The organism is Klebsiella sp. M041 (assembly GCF_059759695.1).
The window spans coordinates 139,487-152,027 of sequence record NZ_JCAXWU010000002.1 but is presented as its reverse complement, the minus strand read 5'-3'; the positions used below and the strand labels follow the sequence as shown (position 1 = coordinate 152,027).

The following is a 12,541-nucleotide window of genomic DNA, read 5'->3' as shown; positions in this document are numbered from 1 at the left end:
ACTCCGCAAAAGTGATATCCGGCGGGACGAAAATGACGCCCCGTAGCGGGGCGTCAGCCATTACAGTTCACTCTTTTTATGGAAACCGTCTTTAATCACCGTGGCGTCGATATTCTCTTTATTCACTTCAATTGGCGTTAACAGGCGCGAAGGGACATCTTTTAAGCCGTTATTCAGCGTGGTGTCAGACTTCGGCTGCTTATCGATGCCCAGCTCAACGGCGATTTCGGCGGCGTTGGTGGCCAGGGTGGTAATCGGTTTATAGACGGTCATCGTCTGGGTACCGGAAATAATGCGCTTCACGCCCGCCAGGTCAGCATCCTGACCGGAGATCGCCACTTTGCCTGCCAGCCCCTGGGCGGTTAAGGCCTGGATGGCGCCGCCGGCGGTTGCGTCATTGGAGGCCACCACGGCATCGATTTTGTTATTATTCGCCGTCAGCGCGTTTTCCATTATTTTCAGCGCGTTTTCCGGCAGCCAGCCGTCAACCCACTGATCGCCGACAATCTTAATTTTTCCCTCATCGACATACGGCTTGAGGATCTTCATCTGGCCGGCGCGGAACAGTTTGGCATTATTATCCACCGGCGAGCCGCCCATCAGAAAATAATTACCCTGCGGCACTTTGTCGACCAGGCTTTGCGCCTGCATTTCGCCGACTTTTTCATTGTCGAAAGAAATATAGAAATCAATATCGGCATTATTAATCATGCGATCATAGGCCAGCACTTTAATACCTTCCTGCTTGGCCTCTTTAATAACGTTACTGAGCACCTGACCGTTATAAGGAATAATGACCAAGACATCGACGCCGCGGTTGATCATGTTTTCAATTTGCGACATCTGCGTTTCTTCATTGCCATTGGCGGACTGGACAAAAACTTTGGCGCCTAAGGATTCCGCTTTATTGACGAAAATATCGCGGTCTTTCTGCCAGCGTTCCAGACGCAGATCGTCGATGGCCATGCCAATCTTCACTTCTTTCGCCATCCCCGCCATGCTGGCGAGCAGGAGGGAGCTGGCGCAAAGCGTAAGGCAAAGGTTCTTTATCTTCATAATAACGATACCTTTTTTGTAAGGGTAGGTAAGACGAACGGAAAAATAATGTTTGATACATGAGGTTGCGGATACGTTACAGATTCTTAACGCGGAAAGCAGGGCTGGCAATTACCGGTTCTTATTTTGCAGTTATGAAATTTCGTTTAATGCGCAAATTATGACGACGATCGTATTTTATTCATGCACACTCTTATTATTGCACTGGACCTCTCTGACAGGACGGCAGAAGAACGCGCCGATATTATTTTTTGCGAGCTGGCGCACGTTTGTGGATTCTCTCAATGGCGGTGTGAAATAACGTAATTGAGGAAAATGAAAGCGAAATTCTATATTGGCTTAAACCCGTCATACTTCAAGTTGTAGGTGTGTTGGTGACATTCGTTGCTTCGCCCCCTGGTTATCGGGGACTCGCGCTCCTGCCGCCTTCCTGCAACTCGAATTATTTAGGGTACCTGATTGGTTATTCGCCGCATCTCTGAATATGGAGTTCTCTATGCAGACCTATTTCGATCAACTCGATCGCGTTCGTTACGAAGGCCCGAAATCCGCTAACCCGCTGGCTTTCCGTCATTACAACCCGGATGAACTGGTGCTGGGCAAACGGATGGAAGATCATCTGCGTTTTGCGGCCTGTTACTGGCACACCTTCTGCTGGAATGGCGCCGATATGTTTGGCGTGGGCTCCTTCGACCGCCCATGGCAGCAGCCTGGCGACGCCCTGGAGATGGCCAAACGCAAAGCCGATGTGGCGTTCGAATTTTTCCATAAACTCAACGTGCCTTACTACTGCTTCCACGACGTTGACGTCTCGCCGGAAGGAAGTTCGCTCAAGGAGTACAGCAATAACTTCGCCCGGATGGTCGAGGTGCTGGCGGAGAAGCAGCAGCAGAGCGGCGTCAAGCTCCTGTGGGGGACCGCAAACTGCTTCACCAACCCGCGCTACGGCGCCGGCGCGGCCACTAACCCGGACCCGGAAGTGTTTAGCTGGGCGGCCACCCAGGTGGTTACCGCCATGAATGCCACCCATCAGCTGGGCGGCGAAAACTATGTCCTGTGGGGCGGTCGCGAGGGCTATGAAACCCTGCTGAATACCGACCTGCGCCAGGAGCGTGAACAGATTGGCCGCTTTATGCAGCTGGTGGTGGAGCATAAGCATAAAATCGGCTTTAAAGGCACGCTGCTGATCGAGCCCAAACCGCAGGAGCCTACCAAGCATCAGTATGATTATGACGCCTCTACCGTGTACGGCTTCCTCAAGCAGTTTGGTCTGGAAAAAGAGATTAAACTGAACATTGAAGCCAACCATGCGACCCTTGCCGGCCACTCGTTCCATCATGAGATCGCGACGGCCATCGCGCTGGGGCTGTTCGGTTCCGTCGACGCCAACCGCGGCGATCCGCAGCTGGGCTGGGATACCGACCAGTTCCCGAACAGCGTCGAAGAGAACGCGCTGGTGATGTATGAAATTCTCAAAGCGGGCGGCTTCACCACCGGCGGCCTCAATTTTGATGCGAAAGTGCGCCGTCAGAGCACCGACAAATACGATCTGTTCTACGGCCATATCGGCGCGATGGATACCATGGCGCTGTCGCTGAAGGTCGCGGCGCGGATGATCGAAGACGGTGAGCTGGATAAACGCGTGGCCAAACGCTACGCCGGCTGGAACGGCGAGCTGGGGCAGCAGATCCTTAACGGGCAGATGACCCTCAGCGACATTGCCCAGTACGCCGCTCAGCATCAGTTGGCGCCGCAGCATCGCAGCGGCCAGCAGGAACAACTGGAAAACCTGGTCAACCATTATCTGTTTGACAAGTAATCATGCGGCGGCGCCCGGCGTGACCGGGACCGCCACCAGGATGCTCTGTTCGCGCCACGCTCAGCCGTGGCGCGCGTTTAAGGAGAGGTAGTATGTATATCGGCATCGATCTGGGGACATCGGGCGTCAAAGCCATTCTGCTCAATGAGCAGGGTGATGTGGTGGCATCGCATACCGAAAAACTCACCGTCTCGCGTCCGCATCCGCTGTGGTCGGAACAAGATCCCGAGCAGTGGTGGCAGGCTACGGACACGGCGATGAAAGCCCTGGGCGCGCAGCATAGTCTGCGCGACGTGAAGGCGCTGGGGATCGCCGGGCAGATGCACGGCGCCACCCTGCTGGATAAATCGCTACAGGTGCTGCGTCCTGCCATTTTATGGAATGACGGCCGCTGCGGCGAAGAGTGCCAGCTGCTGGAGGAAAAAGTCAGCGCTTCCCGGCAGATCACCGGCAACCTGATGATGCCGGGCTTTACGGCGCCGAAGCTCTTGTGGGTGCAGCGCCACGAGGCGGCGGTGTTCAGCCAGGTCGATAAAGTGCTGTTGCCGAAGGATTATCTGCGTCTGCGGATGACCGGCGAGCTTGCCAGCGATATGTCTGACGCCGCCGGTACCCTGTGGATGGACGTCGCCCGACGCGACTGGAGCGATGAGATGCTCGCCGCCTGCGATCTCAGCCGGGACGCGATGCCGGCGCTGTTTGAAGGCAGCGACGTCACCGGGCAGCTGCGTCCGGAGGTGGCGCAGGCGTGGAATATGCCACAGGCGCTGGTGGTGGGGGGCGGCGGCGACAACGCCGCTGGCGCGGTCGGGGTCGGCATGGCCGATGCCGGTCAGGCGATGCTGTCGCTGGGCACTTCAGGTGTGTATTTCGCGGTCAGCGAAGGGTTCCTCAGCAAGCCTGAAAGCGCAGTGCATAGCTTTTGCCATGCGCTGCCGGGCCGCTGGCATCTGATGTCGGTGATGCTCAGCGCGGCCTCCTGTCTGGACTGGGCGGCGAAATTAACCGGTCTCGCCAGCGTGCCGGCGCTGATTGCGGCGGCGCAGTCAGCCGACGAGAGCGCTGGTCCGGTGTGGTTCCTGCCCTATCTGTCGGGCGAACGCACGCCGCACAACAACCCGCAGGCCAAGGGCGTCTTCTTCGGCTTGACGCATCAGCATGGGCCGGCGGAGCTGGCGCGGGCGGTGCTGGAGGGGGTGGGCTATGCGCTGGCGGACGGCATGGACGTGGTTCACGCCTGCGGCATCAAGCCGCAGAGCATCACCCTTATCGGCGGCGGGGCGCGTAGCGCTTACTGGCGACAAATGCTGGCGGATATCAGCGGCCAGCAGCTCGATTACCGTACCGGGGGCGACGTCGGCCCGGCGCTGGGGGCGGCCAGGCTGGCGCAGCTGGCGGTGCACGGCGAAGCCGACCGCGCCGGGCTGTTGTCGCCGCTGCCGCTTGAGCAAGCGCATCGCCCGGACGATCGCCGAGTGGCCCACTATGCGCCACAGCGGGAAACCTTCCGCCAGATTTATCAGCAGCTGAAACCGCTGATGTCATAGCCTCAGTCCGTCCGGCAACGCCGGGCGGATTACTTCCCTGAATGTCCCGGCTACATCCATCCAAAAAAGCGTATTTGTTTATTCCGAAATCTCCGTTTGGCCGTGCGTAACCTGAGGCATCGCCGGGGGAGTCGGTCATAATCAGCCCCTGTCGACCAGGGAGGTGAGATGAACACAAAACGCAATATTGCCAGGGTGATGATGGCAGCAGGATCGCTGGTTTATCTGCTCGGTATCTGGCGAACCTGCCCGTTGTTTAGCGGTAAAGGTTATTTTCTCGGCGTACTGGTGATGGGGATGTTTGCCGTCCTCGCCCATCAGCGCGCCAGACGGTGGCAGGAACAGGACGACGGTTTTATTGCCTTATGCCGGCTGGTGCTGCTGCTATCGGTCGGCCTGCTGCTGGTAGGCGCCTGGTATGTGCCGGCAGACTGGCATGAAAAAGCCGTCTATATCGCGGCATGGTTTGTCTGCTTATATGGCGCATCTGCGACCCCCGAACGGGCCCGCGTCGCCCGCGTGGTGCAAAAAACGGAATAGGCGCCCGGTTGTCCGATGCGCCGGGCCGTTAGCTGACCAGCCGGCGGCGATCAACCCGCTGCACCAGGCCGGACAACAGCAGGCTGCCGAGCAGGGCGGCGCTGAAAATCCACACAATATCCAGCAGCGGCCAGCGGCTCAGTTCCAGATGGCTGGCGCGCAGCGCATGCACAATCAGGGCATGGAAGCCGTAAATTCCCAGAGAATGACGTGCAATACATTCGATACCGGGCAGGGGACGCGCGTTCAGCCAGTTTTTGGCGAGCGTCAGCAGGGCGACCGCGCAAACGAACACCGCCGGCCCGCAGTAGAGATACCAGGTGTCGCCGAAGTCCCCGCGCCAGCGTAGCTCATGCAGCGTGCCGCGGGAGATGACCCACACGGCGGCGAGGAACAGCGCGGCGCAGAGCGGGGTCAGCCATTTTTTATCGGTATCCAGGGTGCCAATGGCCCTGCCCAGCACGCCGTAGAGCACGTAATAAAAGGTGTCGCCATTGATATAGAGGTTGACCGGCAGCCACTCAATCCCGGCGGCTTTGACGCCAACCATGTTGGGGTTGGCCAGAATGCCGAGGATCGCCATCAGCGCCAGCAGCATTTTGCCGTTGACGGATTTAACCTGAATAAGCGGCGAGAGCAGATAGATAACGGCGATAGCAAAGAAAAACCACAGGTGGTAGAAGACGGGCTTCTGCAGCAAATTCTTTAACGACAGCCCGACGTTAATATGGGTAAACAGCGCGATATACAGCAGAGACAGCGCGCTATAGAACGCAATGCACAGGCCAATCCGCCAGAAATGGCGCGGCTGGGCGCTGCGTTCCCCAAAAAACAGATACCCCGAGATCATAAAAAACAGCGGCACGCTGACGCGGGAGGCGGAATTGAGCAGATTGGCGATATCCCATTGCAGCAGGGTAATCGTATGCGGATGAGTGATATACCAGCTGGTACTGTGGATCATCACCACCATCATGCAGGCAATGCCGCGCAGGTTGGTGATCCAGTGTATCTTTTCTTGCATCAGTCCCTCAAAGTCTACTGGCGATATAAGGTCTGACCCGCCTTATGCCCCGGTGTCGCACGAGATTAGTCTGAGTTTTTGATCACAGACTTGTCGCTGTTTCATGATATTCGCAAAATACCTGTAATACTGGATCTTTGCGATAACAACTTGCTGACAAGGCGGTGGAGGAGAACGTGGTGAAAGGTGTCGTTTCCATAATGCTGGCGCTGCTCCTTGCGGGCTGCAGCGAGACCGTTTCCCCGCCGGCGCAAAAGGCGCAGCGCGCGCATATTACACCGCAAACTACGCTCAATATGGCGCAGCTTTGCAAGGATCAGGCCGCTATCCGCTATAACACGCAAACGCAGTTAGTTGACGTGAACCATCTTGAACAATTCCAGGCGAGCTATGAGCTGTCGGGTCGTACCGGCAAGAATGAACGTTTCATCTGTTCCTTTGACCCCGACGGCCAGTTTATGCATCTTTCGATGCGCTGAATCGACCCCGCCTGGCGTAAATTTCGTCCGTTTTCCTGAAACTACGCCGTTTCGTACTGTATATCTCGCAGCCAGCGGGTATACTGACTCCTTCCTTTAAATCCACACGTATCCAGCACGAAATCATATGCAAAAGTTTGATACCAGGACCTTCCAGGGCCTGATCCTGACCTTACAGGATTACTGGGCTCGTCAGGGCTGCACCATTGTTCAACCACTGGACATGGAAGTCGGCGCCGGCACCTCTCACCCGATGACCTGCCTGCGCGCGTTAGGGCCGGAGCCGATGGCGACCGCCTACGTACAGCCTTCCCGTCGTCCAACCGATGGCCGCTATGGCGAAAACCCGAACCGTTTACAGCATTACTATCAGTTCCAGGTGGTGATTAAGCCTTCTCCGGACAACATCCAGGAGTTGTACCTCGGGTCGCTGAAAGAGCTGGGTATGGACCCGACCATTCACGACATTCGCTTCGTCGAAGACAACTGGGAAAACCCGACGCTGGGGGCCTGGGGTCTGGGTTGGGAAGTGTGGCTCAACGGCATGGAAGTGACGCAGTTCACCTACTTCCAGCAGGTGGGCGGCCTGGAGTGTAAGCCGGTGACCGGCGAGATCACCTACGGCCTGGAGCGTCTGGCGATGTACATCCAGGGCGTCGACAGCGTCTACGACCTGGTCTGGAGCGATGGCCCGCTGGGTAAAACCACTTACGGCGACGTGTTCCACCAGAACGAAGTGGAGCAGTCCACCTATAACTTCGAATACGCCGACGTCGATTTCCTCTTCTCCTGCTTCGAGCAGTATGAGAAAGAGGCCCAGCATCTGCTGGCGCTGGAGACCCCGCTGCCGCTGCCGGCCTACGAGCGTATTCTGAAAGCGGCTCACAGCTTCAACCTGCTGGATGCGCGTAAAGCCATCTCCGTCACCGAGCGTCAGCGCTATATCCTGCGCATTCGCACCCTGACGAAAGCAGTGGCGGAAGCGTACTACGCTTCCCGTGAAGCGCTCGGCTTCCCGATGTGCAACAAGAATAAATAAGAGGCGGCCATGTCTGAGAATACTTTTCTGGTGGAAATCGGCACTGAAGAGCTGCCACCAAAAGCGCTGCGCAGCCTGGCGGAATCTTTTGCTGCGAACGTGACCGCGGAGCTGGATAACGCCGGCCTCGCGCACGGTAAAGTGGAATGGTTTGCCGCCCCGCGTCGTCTGGCGCTGAAGGTGACCAACCTGGCGGCGGCGCAAGCCGATCGCGAAGTGGAAAAACGCGGCCCGGCCGTTGCCCAGGCGTTCGATGCCGAAGGCAAGCCAAGCAAAGCGGCCGAAGGCTGGGCGCGCGGCTGCGGTATTACCGTCGATCAGGCCGAACGTCTGACTACGGACAAAGGCGAGTGGCTGCTGTATCGCGCCCATGTGAAGGGCGAAAGCACCGAAGCGCTGCTGCCGAACATGATTGCCAGCTCGCTGGCGAAGCTGCCGATCCCGAAACTGATGCGCTGGGGCGCGTCTGACGTCCACTTCGTGCGCCCGGTTCACACCGTCACGCTGCTGCTGGGCGATAAGGTGATCCCGGCTACTATCCTCGGTATCCCGTCCGATCGCGTGATCCGCGGCCATCGCTTTATGGGCGAGCCGGAATTCACCATCGACCATGCCGACCAGTACCCGCAGATCCTGCTGGAGCGCGGTAAAGTCATCGCCGATTACGAACAGCGTAAAGCTAAAATCAAAGCCGATGCGGAAGAGGCGGCGCGTAAGATTGGCGGTCAAGCCGATCTGAGCGAAAGCCTGCTGGAAGAAGTCACCTCGCTGGTGGAATGGCCGGTGGTGCTGACGGCGAAGTTCGAAGAAAAATTCCTCGCGGTGCCGTCTGAAGCGCTGGTTTACACCATGAAGGGCGACCAGAAGTACTTCCCGGTTTACGACAACGCCGGTAAGCTGCTGCCGAACTTTATCTTCGTCGCCAACATCGAGTCGAAAGATCCGCAGCAGATCATCTCCGGTAACGAGAAGGTGGTCCGTCCGCGTCTGGCCGACGCCGAGTTCTTCTTCAACACCGACCGTAAAAAACGTCTGGAAGACAACCTGCCGCGTCTGGAAACCGTGCTGTTCCAGCAGCAGCTGGGTACGCTGCGCGACAAGACCGATCGCATTCAGGCGCTGGCGGGCTGGATTGCCGAGCAGATTGGCGCTGACGTGAACCACGCGACCCGCGCGGGCCTGCTGTCTAAGTGCGACCTGATGACCAACATGGTCTTCGAGTTCACCGACACCCAGGGCGTGATGGGGATGCACTACGCGCGCCACGATGGCGAAGCGGAAGATGTGGCCGTGGCGCTGAACGAACAGTATCAGCCGCGCTTTGCCGGCGACGCGCTGCCGTCTAACCCGGTGGCCTGCGCGGTGGCGATTGCCGATAAGATGGACACCCTCGCGGGTATCTTCGGTATCGGCCAGCATCCGAAAGGCGATAAAGACCCGTTTGCGCTGCGTCGCGCCGCGCTGGGCGTCCTGCGTATCATCGTCGAGAAGAACCTGAACCTCGATCTGCAAACGCTGACCGAAGAAGCGGTGCGTCTGTACGGTGAGAAGCTGACCAACGCCAACGTGGTTGATGACGTGATCGACTTTATGCTGGGCCGCTTCCGCGCCTGGTATCAGGACGAAGGCTACGGCGTCGACACTATCCAGGCGGTACTGGCGCGTCGTCCAACCCGCCCGGCGGATTTCGATGCGCGCATGAAAGCCGTATCGCACTTCCGTACCCTGGAAGAGTCCTCCGCGCTGGCGGCGGCGAACAAACGTGTCTCCAACATCCTCGCGAAATCCGACGAGACGCTGAACGACATCGTTCACGCTTCCGTGCTGAAAGAAGCGGCGGAAATTAAGCTGGCGGGCAATCTGGTGGTGCTGCGCGACAAGCTGCAGCCGTACTTCGCCGCAGGCCGCTATCAGGATGCGCTGATTGAGCTGGCCGCTCTGCGCGAGCCGGTGGATGAGTTCTTCGAAAACGTGATGGTCAACGCCGAAGACAAAGATGTCCGCATCAACCGTCTGACGCTGCTGTCCAAACTGCGTGAACTGTTCCTGCAGGTGGCGGATATTTCTCTGCTGCAGTAAGCGTATCGGTAATAATAAAAAACCTGCCTCAGGGCAGGTTTTTTTTATACCTGAAATATAAGTAGTCGAACCGATAATAATTCAGTCATTGATATTTTAATTATTTACATTGATCAATAAAAAATATTTTAAGAATATATAAACATAATTTCGCAAGTTATTTACGCTAGAATGGCGGCGGGTGCTTGAGACTGTGTGTCTCAGGTATTCAGCGGGAGACAGACAGAGAAAAGCCCCACCTGATAGTCATCAAAGTGAGGCTCCCCTAATGCATGAACACCATAAGCGTAGCCTCTTACTTGTTGAAAATCAACACGGGAGGCGAGGTGTGCTGCGAAAGTATCTGTTGTTTGGCTTAATAGTGATTTGCTTCACTGTTTTATTATTGACCTGGATGGTTCGTGATTCGCTATATGAATTACAGCTCAGGCAGGGAAATAGTGAGCTGGTGGCATTCTTAGCCTGTGATAGTAAACAGTAAGAGCATCTGGCGGGGATCTATCCCCACTATGCTTGCAGTGTCAGGCATTCTCAATGCACCCTTTCATTGTTCACCAAATAAATCATTTGCCTCCTGATATCAGGAGGCCTTTTTATTTTTAAACGATTGTTGAATTAAACGGGCTTGAAATTCATAGCGGAGTGTGGCTATCCTATGCCCCGACGAATCCCTCGTCTCACTGGAGCGCGCCCTACAAATGAACAAACACGACTGATGAACTTCACGCCTTACCTCGCAGACGTTGCGGGTAGGGGAGTATTGATTTCATTCAGGAGTGCTTATGGCTCATTGCGCCCACATCCCCGCTTTTGTTTTACATCAGGTCACCTGTCAGTTTGCGACGGGGCAGACCCTGTTTGGTCCTCTCAACGTCTCGCTGGAACCGTCCCTTTGCGGTCTGGTCGGCCGGAACGGCGTCGGTAAGTCGCGTCTGTTGCGCCTGCTGGCGGACCTTGATTCTCCTGCCGGTGGCCATATCGAGCGCGCGGCTTCCATTGCCTGGGTGGCGCAGCAGCCGACGCTTACGCCGGAGACCACCCTCGCTACGCTGCTGGGCTATGCGCCGGTCTTTGACGCCTTGTTCCGCCTTGAACAGGGCCATGGACTGGCCGACGATTTCGAGCTATTGGATGGCCACTGGGATCTCCCCGATCGGCTGAGTTTAGCTTTCCGTGATGCCGGTCTCCCGCCGTTCTCTGCCGATCGTCCCGCTATTTCACTCAGCGGCGGCGAGCGGATGAAGGCCCTGCTGTGCGGTGCCTTCGTCTCGGGCGCCGATTATCTGCTGCTGGATGAGCCCACCAACCATCTGGACAGTGTGGGGCGAGAGTGGCTCTATCAGCAGCTGGAAAACTGGCACGGCGGAGCTTTGATCGCCAGCCACGATCGTCAACTGCTGGCGCGGATGCCGAGGATCATCGAGCTGACGCCGACGGCGCTGCGCAGCTACGGCGGCAACTATGACGAATATCAGCGGCAGCGCGAGGCGGAGCAGCAGGCGGCGCGCGCGGCGCTGGACCATGCGACGACCGAGCGGCGACGCACCCGCGCGCGAATGCAAAAAGAGCATGATGCTGCCCAGCGGCGCTCGGCGCAGACACTGCGTACCGTTGATACCCTGAATATCGCCTCTTTCGAACGCGTGAAGTACAAAGGCGCGGCAAAAGAGCGTCCGGGAACGCTGCGCCGTCAGCATCGTGAACAGAACAGCAGTCTGAATGGCGCTGTGCAGCAGGCGCGAGAGCGGGTGGAAGAGGATACGCCGGTGATGTTCACCCTGCCAGGCAGCGAAGTGGCGGCGGGCAAGCAGGTGCTGGTCGTGGAAGCATTGCAGCTCGCCCATTCCCCCGCTGCGCCGCTGGACTGGCGCGTGGATGGTCCGATGCGCGTTGCGCTGCGAGGGCCGAACGGCTGCGGCAAAACTACCTTGCTGAAAACGCTGCTGGGGCTGGAGCAGGCCGCCTCAGGCGATGTCCGGCTGTCGGTGAGCGCCGCTTATCTGGATCAACATCTGACGCAGCTGGATCTGTCGTTATCGGTGATAACGCATCTGAGCCTGGACGATACTCCGCTGGATGAGGGGCTGCTGCGGACCCGTCTGGCGCAGCTGCAGCTGGGCGCCGATAAGGTCAACCTGCCGCTGGCGGCGCTCAGCGGCGGCGAACGCCTGAAAGCGGCCCTGGCCTGCGTACTCTGGCGACGCGATCCGGCCCAGCTGCTGTTGCTCGATGAGCCGACCAACCATCTCGATTTAGCGTCGACACAGGCCATTGAGTGTGCGCTGGCGACGTTTCCCGGCGCGTTGGTGGTGGTGTCGCATGACGAGGCGTTTCTGCAGGGGTTGAAACTCACCCACAGCCTGACGTGGGGGGAAACGGGCTGGCACGATACCCGACTCTGAATGCCCGGCAGCCGCCATCGTATGCTGGCGGCGGCTGGCGACAGATAAAAAAAATCCCCGCCATCAGGCAGGGATTCTCGATTCTTAGCGGCTTGAACTTACAGAGAAGTTACGTTGCCAGCTGCCGGGCCTTTAGCGCCGCTTTCGATGGTGAAGGAGACTTTCTGACCTTCGTCCAAGGATTTGTAGCCATCGTTCTGGATAGCAGAGAAGTGTACGAACACGTCTTTAGAGCCATCGTCAGGAGTGATGAAGCCGAAGCCTTTGTCAGCGTTGAACCATTTTACGATACCAGTCATTTTACCGGACATAGTGAATTACCTTTAAAAAAATAAGTGAGCCTTGCGGCGTAGCGGTCTGGACTACAGATTTAAAGCGATAAAGGGAAAGTTCACTACGGGGGTATCTTTGGATAACCTTAGAAGGACTGCTCTATTCGACTGCTCTGTGGTCTGTACATCAAACCTGCGAGCATTAACGCACGTTCAGCACCTGATAGCAAACTTTTTTTTTACGGCGCAGCGGCAAAAGCTCCCTTACTGGCCCTTGCCGCTGC

Annotated in this window: 11 protein-coding genes; 8 read left to right on the top strand and 3 right to left on the bottom strand. The window is 57.3% G+C overall.

Features of this window, described 5'->3' with window-relative positions; translation table 11 throughout:
• Positions 1 to 60: 60 nt before the first annotated feature.
• Positions 61 to 1,056, bottom strand: coding sequence for a D-xylose ABC transporter substrate-binding protein (gene xylF, locus AC6CWS_RS02720; protein ID WP_065882880.1), 996 nt, complete (start codon positions 1,054 to 1,056; stop codon positions 61 to 63).
• A gap of 496 nt (positions 1,057 to 1,552) precedes the next feature.
• Between xylF and xylA the strand changes: the two genes are divergently transcribed.
• The 3 genes from xylA (at position 1,553) to yiaB (ending at position 4,962) form a co-directional block, all read left to right on the top strand.
• Positions 1,553 to 2,875, top strand: coding sequence for a xylose isomerase (xylA, locus tag AC6CWS_RS02715; RefSeq protein WP_023291332.1), 1,323 nt, complete (start codon positions 1,553 to 1,555; stop codon positions 2,873 to 2,875).
• Between the two features lie 92 nt (positions 2,876 to 2,967).
• The gene (gene xylB / locus AC6CWS_RS02710; protein WP_044525028.1) at positions 2,968 to 4,422 is read left to right on the top strand and encodes a xylulokinase; all 1,455 of its coding nucleotides are present in this window, start codon (positions 2,968 to 2,970) and stop codon (positions 4,420 to 4,422) included.
• Positions 4,423 to 4,590: 168 nt separating this feature from the next.
• The gene (gene yiaB, locus AC6CWS_RS02705; protein WP_065882879.1) at positions 4,591 to 4,962 is read left to right on the top strand and encodes an inner membrane protein YiaB; all 372 of its coding nucleotides are present in this window, start codon (positions 4,591 to 4,593) and stop codon (positions 4,960 to 4,962) included.
• Between the two features lie 28 nt (positions 4,963 to 4,990).
• On the opposite strand, the gene AC6CWS_RS02700 is transcribed toward yiaB, so the two are convergent.
• Positions 4,991 to 5,986, bottom strand: a complete 996-nt coding sequence (locus AC6CWS_RS02700) for an acyltransferase (protein ID WP_065882878.1) — start codon at positions 5,984 to 5,986, stop codon at positions 4,991 to 4,993.
• A gap of 179 nt (positions 5,987 to 6,165) precedes the next feature.
• Between AC6CWS_RS02700 and AC6CWS_RS02695 the strand changes: the two genes are divergently transcribed.
• The 5 genes from AC6CWS_RS02695 (at position 6,166) to AC6CWS_RS02675 (ending at position 11,985) form a co-directional block, all read left to right on the top strand.
• Positions 6,166 to 6,465 carry a YsaB family lipoprotein gene (locus tag AC6CWS_RS02695; protein ID WP_072096573.1) on the top strand — a complete coding sequence of 100 codons (300 nt, stop codon included), beginning with the start codon at positions 6,166 to 6,168 and terminating at the stop codon, positions 6,463 to 6,465.
• Positions 6,466 to 6,592: 127 nt separating this feature from the next.
• Complete coding sequence (gene glyQ / locus AC6CWS_RS02690; protein WP_023291326.1) at positions 6,593 to 7,504, top strand: glycine--tRNA ligase subunit alpha; 912 nt, start codon at positions 6,593 to 6,595, stop codon at positions 7,502 to 7,504.
• Positions 7,505 to 7,513: 9 nt separating this feature from the next.
• A complete protein-coding gene (glyS, locus tag AC6CWS_RS02685) occupies positions 7,514 to 9,583 on the top strand; it encodes a glycine--tRNA ligase subunit beta (protein ID WP_065882877.1) in 2,070 nt (689 codons plus the stop codon).
• A gap of 328 nt (positions 9,584 to 9,911) precedes the next feature.
• Positions 9,912 to 10,064, top strand: a complete 153-nt coding sequence (hokA, locus tag AC6CWS_RS02680; RefSeq protein WP_065882910.1) for a type I toxin-antitoxin system toxin HokA — start codon at positions 9,912 to 9,914, stop codon at positions 10,062 to 10,064.
• Between the two features lie 301 nt (positions 10,065 to 10,365).
• Positions 10,366 to 11,985 (top strand): ATP-binding cassette domain-containing protein, encoded by a 1,620-nt coding sequence (locus tag AC6CWS_RS02675; RefSeq protein ID WP_065882876.1) that lies wholly within the window; start codon positions 10,366 to 10,368, stop codon positions 11,983 to 11,985.
• 98 nt (positions 11,986 to 12,083) lie between these two features.
• Here AC6CWS_RS02675 and cspE read toward each other — a convergent pair whose 3' ends face one another.
• On the bottom strand, positions 12,084 to 12,296 hold the full coding sequence (cspE, locus tag AC6CWS_RS02670) for a transcription antiterminator/RNA stability regulator CspE (protein ID WP_000014594.1): 213 nt from the start codon (positions 12,294 to 12,296) through the stop codon (positions 12,084 to 12,086).
• Positions 12,297 to 12,541 lie beyond the last annotated feature (245 nt).

Excerpts from the sequence above, each read along its gene's own strand:
- xylF (WP_065882880.1), bottom strand. The coding sequence starts at position 1,056 with ATGAAGATAAAGAACCTTTGCCTTACGCTTTGCGCCAGCTCCCTCCTG.
- xylA (WP_023291332.1), top strand. The coding sequence starts at position 1,553 with ATGCAGACCTATTTCGATCAACTCGATCGCGTTCGTTACGAAGGCCCG.
- xylB (WP_044525028.1), top strand. The coding sequence starts at position 2,968 with ATGTATATCGGCATCGATCTGGGGACATCGGGCGTCAAAGCCATTCTG.
- yiaB (WP_065882879.1), top strand. The coding sequence starts at position 4,591 with ATGAACACAAAACGCAATATTGCCAGGGTGATGATGGCAGCAGGATCG.
- AC6CWS_RS02700 (WP_065882878.1), bottom strand. The coding sequence starts at position 5,986 with ATGCAAGAAAAGATACACTGGATCACCAACCTGCGCGGCATTGCCTGC.
- glyQ (WP_023291326.1), top strand. The coding sequence starts at position 6,593 with ATGCAAAAGTTTGATACCAGGACCTTCCAGGGCCTGATCCTGACCTTA.
- glyS (WP_065882877.1), top strand. The coding sequence starts at position 7,514 with ATGTCTGAGAATACTTTTCTGGTGGAAATCGGCACTGAAGAGCTGCCA.
- AC6CWS_RS02675 (WP_065882876.1), top strand. The coding sequence starts at position 10,366 with ATGGCTCATTGCGCCCACATCCCCGCTTTTGTTTTACATCAGGTCACC.
- cspE (WP_000014594.1), bottom strand. The coding sequence starts at position 12,296 with ATGTCCGGTAAAATGACTGGTATCGTAAAATGGTTCAACGCTGACAAA.